10 protein-coding genes are annotated in these 9,694 nt (G+C 32.9%); 8 read left to right on the forward strand and 2 right to left on the reverse strand.

The window, feature by feature from the left end; genetic code table 11:
* Nucleotides 1-43: 43 nt before the first annotated feature.
* Together RR643_RS10125 and RR643_RS10130 are read right to left on the reverse strand one after the other, a co-directional pair.
* Nucleotides 44-478, reverse strand: coding sequence for a hypothetical protein (locus tag RR643_RS10125; RefSeq protein ID WP_332483141.1), 435 nt, complete (start codon nt 476-478; stop codon nt 44-46).
* A gap of 39 nt (nt 479-517) precedes the next feature.
* Entirely contained in the window at nt 518-1,081 is a 564-nt protein-coding gene (locus tag RR643_RS10130; protein ID WP_332483142.1) for a TetR family transcriptional regulator, read from the reverse strand.
* Nucleotides 1,082-1,291: 210 nt separating this feature from the next.
* Between RR643_RS10130 and RR643_RS10135 the strand changes: the two genes are divergently transcribed.
* The 8 genes from RR643_RS10135 to rpsU all read left to right on the forward strand — a co-directional run.
* Nucleotides 1,292-2,338 carry a helix-turn-helix domain-containing protein gene (locus tag RR643_RS10135; protein WP_332483143.1) on the forward strand — a complete coding sequence of 349 codons (1,047 nt, stop codon included), beginning with the start codon at nt 1,292-1,294 and terminating at the stop codon, nt 2,336-2,338.
* A 236-nt stretch (nt 2,339-2,574) separates the two neighbouring features.
* Nucleotides 2,575-3,852 carry an HlyC/CorC family transporter gene (locus tag RR643_RS10140; RefSeq protein ID WP_332470036.1) on the forward strand — a complete coding sequence of 426 codons (1,278 nt, stop codon included), beginning with the start codon at nt 2,575-2,577 and terminating at the stop codon, nt 3,850-3,852.
* A 156-nt stretch (nt 3,853-4,008) separates the two neighbouring features.
* Entirely contained in the window at nt 4,009-5,289 is a 1,281-nt protein-coding gene (locus tag RR643_RS10145; RefSeq protein ID WP_332483144.1) for a uracil-xanthine permease family protein, read from the forward strand.
* A gap of 78 nt (nt 5,290-5,367) precedes the next feature.
* The gene (locus RR643_RS10150) at nt 5,368-6,087 is read left to right on the forward strand and encodes a 16S rRNA (uracil(1498)-N(3))-methyltransferase (RefSeq protein WP_332483145.1); all 720 of its coding nucleotides are present in this window, start codon (nt 5,368-5,370) and stop codon (nt 6,085-6,087) included.
* Between the two features lie 15 nt (nt 6,088-6,102).
* Nucleotides 6,103-7,389 carry a tRNA (N(6)-L-threonylcarbamoyladenosine(37)-C(2))-methylthiotransferase MtaB gene (gene mtaB, locus RR643_RS10155; protein WP_332483146.1) on the forward strand — a complete coding sequence of 429 codons (1,287 nt, stop codon included), beginning with the start codon at nt 6,103-6,105 and terminating at the stop codon, nt 7,387-7,389.
* Nucleotides 7,390-7,397: 8 nt separating this feature from the next.
* Nucleotides 7,398-8,867, forward strand: a complete 1,470-nt coding sequence (locus tag RR643_RS10160; protein WP_332470040.1) for a UDP-N-acetylmuramoyl-L-alanyl-D-glutamate--2,6-diaminopimelate ligase — start codon at nt 7,398-7,400, stop codon at nt 8,865-8,867.
* Nucleotides 8,854-9,519: a deoxyribose-phosphate aldolase gene (deoC, locus tag RR643_RS10165; RefSeq protein WP_332470041.1), complete on the forward strand. Its 666-nt coding sequence runs from the start codon at nt 8,854-8,856 to the stop codon at nt 9,517-9,519. Before RR643_RS10160 ends, deoC begins: the two co-directional genes overlap by 14 nt.
* Before the next feature lie 63 nt (nt 9,520-9,582).
* Nucleotides 9,583-9,694, forward strand: a 112-nt coding sequence (gene rpsU / locus RR643_RS10170) for a 30S ribosomal protein S21 (RefSeq protein ID WP_332483147.1), incomplete at its 3' end; no start/stop codon positions are given.

Consider the following 9,694-nt stretch of genomic DNA (forward strand, 5'->3'; position numbering starts at 1 on the left):
TTGGGAACTTCATAAAGGTTCTTTAAATGATTTGTGTAACAAATCAATTTTCTTGTAGTTCCTTGTGATTTTTAAATTGGAATTGATTAAATAAATACAAACCTAGTATTGCATTAAATGCGGTTGCTGCAAGAACACGAAAACGTTCTACAATACCAAAATAATTGATAGGTACAATGTTCATACCTATTGCATCTACAAGCATCAATGATAATGCGATGAATGCACAAATAGATAGGGATTTGTATTTTGTATATCCACTAATCATGATTGTGATTAATGAAGTGATTGAAAGGATAACAACGACAATCGTTACAACAACATGCATTATATCTTGGAATGTACCAGCATATCCAGCTTGTGTAAGAGGAAACATCTCATAACCAACGATCGAAAACCAATTCATAATCGCAAATAGATAAATACCAAAGCGCAAAGGTTTTGTGAGCTTACCCTGAATAAAGATACAAACCATCATAATTGATACAATTCCACATGGACCTGTTAAAGAGTTGAGTTAGTTCCAAAGAGTTAATGATGGAGCGTTAGTAGCACTCAAATCACTAACTGCTTGAGCCATCCAATTATAACCTGGATAAGCAAGTGGAGAGAATACATCAGCTGAAAGATAAGAGATAAAACTAATCAATCCAAGTAGACCGAGATAATTCATTAAATTCGAATAATACCGTTGCGTGTATAATGCTGCGAATTCTTTGTTTCTAAATTGCTCAATCGTTAAGGATTTTCGAAAATTACTAATCGTTTTGTCATGAATAGAATAAGAGATTAAGTCGTGAACCTTTTGAACTAAATCTTCAGTTGATATTTTGTTAAAGACGGATGTATCTTTTTCTGATTCATATAAATGCATGTTCATAGAATGCATTTGTTCATCATACTTCATTTGCATGTTTAACATAATCCCATCAAAGATAGCTTGCTTATTCTTGAAATGCTTATCAAGAGAGGGTGCTTTTATACCAACCTCTAATGCAATTTGTTCGACACTAACAGCATCATAACCACTCTTTGAAAATAATGTCAAAGCACAATCCATAATTCTTTCTTTAGTATTCATCGACTACCTCGTTGGCTAATAAACGTTAGCTACATTATAGGCTAATGATTATTAGCTGTTAATTTAATTTTAGTGAATGAACAAAATACAAAAATTAACCAATGGTTAATAAAAAGAGTCGTTAACTTAATTTCTACTCAATTGTATTCAATGGATATGTCCGTTAGAATAGAAGTATCAAATGGCCGATTGATTAAAAGAGGAGAAAACATGAAAATAAATGAAATTATTAAGAAGAAGAGAAAAGAACTTGGATTAACTCAAGAAGAAATAGCTACTGCATTAAATGTTTCAACCCCTGCGGTGAATAAATGGGAAACGGGGAACTCTTATCCGGATATTACACAATTACCATCACTTGCACGTTTACTTAAAATCGATATCAATACTCTGTTGGATTTTCAAAAAGAGATTTCGCGTGAGGAAATGGGAGAAATAGTTAATCGTATTTCTGAAATAGGATATGTAGATTTTGACAAAGCATATGCAATAGCAATTGAAGCGCTTTATGAATATCCGAATAATGATGAACTTGCGGTATCTATAGTTGGTGTTTTAAAAGGATTACTTATGATGGTTCCTGTTGATAATCCGGAAGCAGTTCATAGTAAAATTGATGAAATACTGATGAAAGTGATTGAAAGTCAAGACATTCAAAGTAAATCATATGCTGCTCAAATGTTAGTTGTAGATGCATTACAAAAGAAGAACTTTGAGGATGCGAAAATGTATTTAGAAAAAATACCAGAGATTCGTTTTGATAAGAAACCACTCGAATTAAGTGTGTATAGGGCGCAAGAGAATGATTCCGCTGCTTTGGAATTAATAGAAAAAGAAATATTTAGTTTCTCGAATAAATTAGAAAGTTATTTGTTTAACTTGCATGAAATTGCTTCAAAGAAAAATAACTTAGAAGATATGGCATACTATAGAAATCTTTTAATTGATTTCACCCGTTTATTCGGTATTAATGACTATATACCCTGTATCATAGAATTTAGGGAGAACATTTTGGCAGGAGATCGTGATAAGATGTTGGATTCAATTGAAAAATTAACAACTGAACTTGAAAAACCACTTGGTTCAGAAATAAAGAAAATCTATGAACATGTGCCTATGAAGAATAAAAATCAACAATTCACAAATACAATGATTCAAAGTATCTTAATTCAAATTTCAAAAGACGAAGAAACAAGATGTCTTATGGAAGACCCACGTTTTTTAAAACTAGTTGCGAAATATGACGAAGTATCCTAAGGGGTACTTTTCATTTGTAAAGATACAAATTTGCACTAAAATGGCGAGAATGTTATAATAATTCCAGTATTTTGAAAGGATGTGTGAAAATTGGACGATTCACCTATACCCATTAGGCTTAGGGAAAACTATGCAGTAATTTCCCTTGAAAAACTCAATGTCAAACAAAGACTGCATTTTATGCGTGCTTAATTTTACACTATGTTTAATATTGAAGTTTAATAAAGGAGAAAATTATGAATAGTTCTGTACAATTTTTAGTTATCATATTATGTGTTTTAATCTTGTTTTCAGCGTACTTTAGTGCGACGGAGACAGCTTTTTCATGTTCTAACCGTATTCGATTAAAGAATATGCTGAATAATGGGAATAAGACTGCAGGTAGAGTTTTAAAACTTCTTGATAACTATGATGACCTGATTTCAACCATTTTAATTGGAAATAATATTGTGAATATTGGTAGTGCTACCATTGCTACTGTTATCTTTACAAAGATATATGGAGATGCAGGGGCATCAATATCAACATTAGTTATGACAATTGTAGTTTTAATATTTGGTGAAATTACACCAAAAAGCATGGCAAAAGAAAATCCTGAACAATTCGCTATGTTTAGTTCAGCATTTATTCAAGTCCTTGGTTATATCTTTTTACCACTAAATTGTTTATTTTCTGTTTGGAAGAATTTAATTAAGAAGATGTTTAAATTCAAACAAGAAGATACAGATACACAAGATGAACTACTCACAATGGTAGAAGAAGCTGAGAGTGAAGGTAATCTTGAAGCACATGAGAGTGACTTAATAAGTGCGGCAATTGAATTTAATGATTTAGATGTAAAAGATATTCTTACTCCTCGTGTTGATTTAATTGCGGTGGATATTAAGAGTCCTCTTATCGATATTGAAAAGGTATTTCGTTTTAATTCATTTTCACGTTTACCAGTCTATGAAAATTCAATTGATAATATTGTGGGATTTATTCATGAGAAAGATTTCTATAATTTATACTACAATGAAAAAGGTCCGTTAAAATCAATTATTAAAACACTGATTTTTACAAATCTACATGTGAAAATATCAAGTCTGTTAAAACAACTTCAAAGTTCAAAGATTCATATGGCTATTGTGTTGGATGAGTATGGAGGTACTTCTGGTATTATTACTCTTGAAGATATTTTAGAAGAACTTGTAGGGGATATTTGGGATGAACATGATATTGTAGTTGAGTATTATAAACAACTTGAAGATCATGTTTATTTAGTTGAATGTGATGCAGAGTTAGAAGATATGTTTGAACGATTTGACGTGAAAACAGATGAAGAATTTGAAATGATTACAGTAAGTGGATGGGTAATTCACAAATTGGACCATATTCCATGTGTTGGTGAAACATTTAGTTATAAGAATCTGGATCTTACTGTTACAAAATCAGATGCACGTAAAGTTAATGAAGTTAAAGTTGTAGTTAACGAGATTGTTGAAGAAGACGAAAAAGAGAAGAAAAAGAAGTAATTAATACTTTTTATCAAGAAATCCTTGTGCTATAATACGTACAAGGATTCTTTAATTTGATACGAGATGTCAAAAAGATATAGCGAACATTTGCACATCTAAAGATCCTTAGGGGTCTTTTTTTCATGAAATGACCCCATTGAAAGGGGCGACGATATGTCACAAAAAGTTGAAATGATTCTAGATGTAAATGAAAAACCGAATTTGGCGAAATGGACACTACTTAGTTTCCAACACGTATTTGCGATGTTTGGGGCAACAATTTTGGTTCCAATTTTAACAGGATTTCCAGTTTCAGTAGCGTTATTTGCTTCAGGTTTAGGAACAGTTATCTATTCCGTTATTACAAAATTCAAAGTACCAGTTTATTTGGGGTCAAGTTTTGCCTACATTAGTGCAGTTGTTATTGCGGTTGAAGCAATGGGTGGAAGTGTTGATGCTTCCCAAACTGGATTGATGTTGGTAGGGTTAATCTATGTAGTAGTAGCGTTGGTGATTAAGTTTATAGGTAAAGATTGGATTGATAAGTTATTACCACCCATTATCATTGGTCCTATGATTGCGGTTATCGGGTTAGGTCTTGCAGCTAATGCAGTAGGAAATGCTGGATTTGTTGAAGGTGGAACTTGGCAAGCTATGACAGTTGCGATCTTAACGTTCACAATTACTGCATTCATTAGTACAAAAGCAAAAGGATTTTTCAAAATAATTCCATTCTTATGTGGTATCTTAATCGGATATGTTATCGCATGTTTCTTGGGTATCGTTGATTTTTCTCAAGTTACAAGTGTCATTGAATCAGGTCAATTCTTCGCATTACCACAATTTATTTTCCCATTTCAAGTAGGTGATTTTAAAACTTATAATATTTATTTTGGTCCTGAAACATTCGCAATTCTTCCAGTGGCACTAGTAACAATTGCGGAACACATTGGAGATCATACTGTATTAGGTAAGATTTGCGGTCGTAACTTCTTAAAAGATCCAGGATTAGATAAGACATTAATGGGGGATGGGATTGCTACAGCGGTATCAGCGTTCCTAGGTGGACCTGCAAATACAACATATGGTGAAAATACAGGTGTTATTGGTATGACAAAAGTTGCATCTGTCTATGTAACGGTAGGGGCTGCAGTTATCGCGATGTTACTATCATGTTGTACAATTGTATCAGCGTTTATTCAAACAATTCCAAATGCAGTACTAGGCGGTATGAGTATTCTACTATACGGTGTTATTGCTTCAAATGGTCTACGTGTTTTAATTGATAATAACGTTGATTTCTCTAAACAAAGAAACTTAATTATTGCGAGTGCGATGCTTGTTATTGGTTTAGGTGGTGCACTATTACCACTTGGACGATTTGTAACACTTAGTGGTACAGCATTGTCCGCAACAATCGGTATAATCCTAAATTTAGTATTACCAAAGGAATAAGTATTACCATTTAGCGCAAGGGAAACCTTGTGCTTTTTATTTTGTCTTAAATTTGATACACTATACAAGGTGATAAACATGCAACAATACTTTATAAAAGGTAAATTAGAACAAGGAAAACAAATTGATTTTGATAAGGAACAAAGCCATCACATAAAAGATGTTTTAAGAATGAAAGAGGGTAATATCATTCGCCTTGTTAATGAAGATAGAGAAGCAGTGTTTGCTTCTATCTTTTATCGTGATAAAGAAGTCTATGCTATTTGTAATGAAATGGATCCAAATTCAAATGATATGAAATGTCATGTCACTCTGTGTGTGGGTTTAATTAAAAAAGAAAAGTGGGATTATTTGCTCCAAAAATGTACTGAACTTGGAGTAGGTACAATTGTTCCTTTTGAATCAAGTAGAACAGTTGTGAAATCAAAAGATGAAAAGGTTACAAAGAAACAAGAACGTTGGAATAAAATTCTACTTGAAGCATCGGAACAATGTAAAAGAAATTCTTGTCCAATTTTAGTTGAACCCATTCAATTTAAAAATATAATTCAATATAAATCAGAATTAAATTGTATCGCATATGAAGATGCAAAATATATAGGAGAGAAACTAAAAGACTGTTTACAATCGCAATCATCGATTACTGTTGTCATAGGTCCTGAGGGTGGTTTTGACCAAAATGAAGTCAATTTATTGGTAAATGAAGGATTTCATTGTATTTCATTAGGAAAAAGAATACTAAGAGCAGAAACAGCGACAACGTATGTGTTGAGCGCAATAGATGCTTTAGTAGAGTAGTTGGAGGAATAAGTAATGCGTTATGCAATATCATGCCTTGGATGCAAGGTTAACACATATGAGGCGGAAAGTATTGGACAATCTTTAAGAGGATTAAATTTTCAAGAGGTTGATTTTAAAGAAGAAGCAGATGTTTATTTAATATTTACATGTGCTGTAACAAATACTGCTGCAAGTAAATCAAGACAAAAAATAAATCAAGCTATTCGTCAAAATGAAAATGCAATACTTTGTGTTGTTGGATGTTATGTTCAAATTAATGCTGAAAACATGAAAGAGAATGAACATATTGATATTTTAGTTGGATCTAGTCATAAGCAAGATATTCCTCAACTAATTCAAGAAGTGTTAGTGAAACGAGAAAAGAAAGTTCTTGTTGAAGATGTACGAAAAGAGGCAGAATTTGAAACATTGAGTTTGTCACATTTTGAACATCAAACACGTGCTTATATGAAAATACAAGATGGATGCAACCAATTTTGTAGTTATTGCATCATCCCTTATGCAAGGGGTAAAGAACGCTCTTATCCATTGGAAAAAGTAATTGAGACTGCAAGGGGATTATCAAAGAATCATGCTGAAATCGTACTTGCAGGCATTCATACGGGAAGATATGGTCGAGATCTCGATACAAATCTGGCTACATGCCTTAAAGAAGTACTAAATGCTGCTCCAAACATTGAACGAATTCGTATCTCATCTATTGAAATTACAGAGATTACAGATGAACTTATTGCACTCATGAAATCAACAACGCGTATTGCTAGACATCTACATATACCAATTCAATCTGGATGTAATGCAACACTTCAAAGAATGAACCGTCCCTATACAAAAGAGGAATTCATTCAAAGAATTAAAGAAATTAGAGAACAATTACCACATATTTCAATTAGTACAGATTTAATTGTTGGATTCCCTCAAGAATCTGAAGAAGAGTTTGAAGAAACAATTCAAACCATGAAAGACTGTGCGTTTAGTTTTATGCATGTATTCCCGTTCTCAAGTAAAACAGGAACAGTGGCAGAAAAAATGCAAGGTCAAATTAATGACAAGATGAAGAAAGAACGTGTACAAACTTGTAGTAAGTTATCAAAAAACTTATACTATGGGTATAAATCATCATTTATAAACAAAGAAGTAGCTGTATTAATAGAAGAACACAGGGGAAATCAATCGTTTGGACATTCAAGTGAATATGTACCGATTCTAGTTGATGGAATTCACGAAAGAAATAAAATGATTACTGTTAATGTGGCATCAATGTTAGATGATGAACTAATTGGAAAAGTAAAGGGGTGAACTGTTGCATGAAACTAAATTCAATATTTGAAAATGCACCAGAATTAGAAATTCAAGGTCTCATGGCGGATAGTCGTAAAAGACGTCCTAATTCAATCTTCTTTTGCGTAAAAGGAATGATGAATGATGGACACCGTTTCGTTGAACAAGCAATCAAAAATGGAGCTATATGTATTGTATATAGTGACCCAATTGAAGATATGGATCCTACGGTGACTTATGTAAGAGTAAAAGATGTATTAACTGCTTATAATCAAATTGCTAATTTGTATTATGATAAGCCATCAGAAAAATTAATAACTTTTGGTGTTACTGGTACAAATGGTAAAAGTTCAGTAGCAAGTTTAATAAAGAATATTTTAAATGACACAGTACCTACAGGTTATATTGGAACAATATCAATAGAGTATGGCAACGTTAAGTTACCACCACTTTTAACTACACCTGAAATTGATGACTTGCATGGTGTATTACATGATATGGTTGCGGCTGGCATGAAAGCTTGTGCTTTAGAAGTTAGTAGTATTGGACTTGAACAAAGAAGAGTAGATTCAATTGATTTTGATGTTGCTTTATTTACGAACTTAACACATGATCATTTGGATTACCATGGTACAATGGAAAATTATTTTTCTGCAAAGAAAAGTTTCTTTGACAAATTAAAACCATCAGCTTTTGCGATTACGAATGTGGATGATCCTTATGGACTGGCCATAGTAGAGGATACAAAAGCAAAAGTAATTACTTATGGTATTAAAAAAGAAGCAGATTATCAAGCTATTGATATTCAAATATTAAGAAGTGGAACTATCTTTACAATGAAATGCTTTGATGAGACATATCGTGTTGAAACAAATTTAGTAGCGACATTTAATATTTATAATTTACTCGCATCAATTGCAGCCTTACATACTAAAGGACTTACAATGGATGCAATTCTTCCTAAACTTAATCGATTTCAACAAATTGAAGGAAGAATGGAAAGAATTGATGAAGGACAACCTTATAACGTCATCGTTGACTTTGCACATACGCCAGATGGTATTATGCAAGTTATGGAATATGGTGCACGTATTACACCAAAAGAAAATCGCATTATCGCAGTATTTGGTTCTGCAGGTAAACGTGATTTCAAGAAACGTCCAATATTTGGAGAGATTGCAGATAAGTATTGTGATATGATTATTTTGACAGAAGATGATCCACGTGATGAACGTGTGTATGATATCGCTCAAGAAATTGCTGCAGGTATTAAAAAGACAAATTATATTATTATTGAAAGTCGTTTTGATGCAATACGCCAAGCCGTTGAAATGGCAAATGAAAATGACACAATTCTAATACTAGGTAAAGGGGATGAAATCTTCATGTATGGAGAATTCGGTAGAGAACCCTATCTAGGGGATCATCGTGTTGCAAGAGAAATGATTAAGAAGTATTACTATGGTGAAGGAGATATAACAAATGAAACTGAATAAAACAATTGACCACACATTACTAAAACAAAACAGTACAGAAGCACAATTGATTCAATTGTGTAAAGAAGCAAAGGAAAATGACTTTGCTACTGTATGTGTAAATCCATGTTGGATTGAATTATGTAAGAATGAACTTAAAGGAACTGATGTAGGTGTATGTACAGTAATTGGGTTTCCTCTAGGTGCAATGACGACAGCATCAAAAGTATTTGAAGCAAAGAATGCAGTTGAAATTGGTGCAGATGAAGTAGATATGGTTTTAAATATTGGTGCACTTAAAGACAACAAGATGGATTATGTTGTGAATGAAATCAAAGCAATCAAAGAAGCAGTGGGAAATCATTGCCTTAAAGTAATTATCGAAACATGTTTATTAACAGATGAAGAAAAAGTAAGAGCTTGTAAAGCAGTTGTTGAAGCTGGAGCTGATTTTGTTAAGACATCTACTGGATTCTCTACATCAGGTGCAACGATTGAAGATGTACGTTTGATGAAAGAAACAGTTGGAAATGCATGTAAAGTTAAAGCTGCTGGTGGTGTTCGCAGTCATGATGATTTAGTAAAAATGATTGAAGTTGGAGCTGATCGTATAGGTACTAGTAGTGGTGTAAGTTTACTACAAGGCGAAAAAGTTCAAAATAATGCTTATTAATATTGCTTTTTATACTGTGATTTGCTAAAATATCAATGCATGCATCAGAAGGGGGGTTATTAAATGCCAAGAGTTGTACTTAAAGAGAACGAAGGACTGGATGACGCTTTACGTCGTTTCAAACGTCAAGTTTCTCGCAACGGAACCCTTGCTGAGGCTCGCAAAAGAGAGTTTT

The sequence above is a fragment of the Anaerorhabdus sp. genome (genome assembly GCF_036637135.1).
Lineage (GTDB): Bacteria > Bacillota_I > Bacilli_A > Erysipelotrichales > Erysipelotrichaceae > Anaerorhabdus.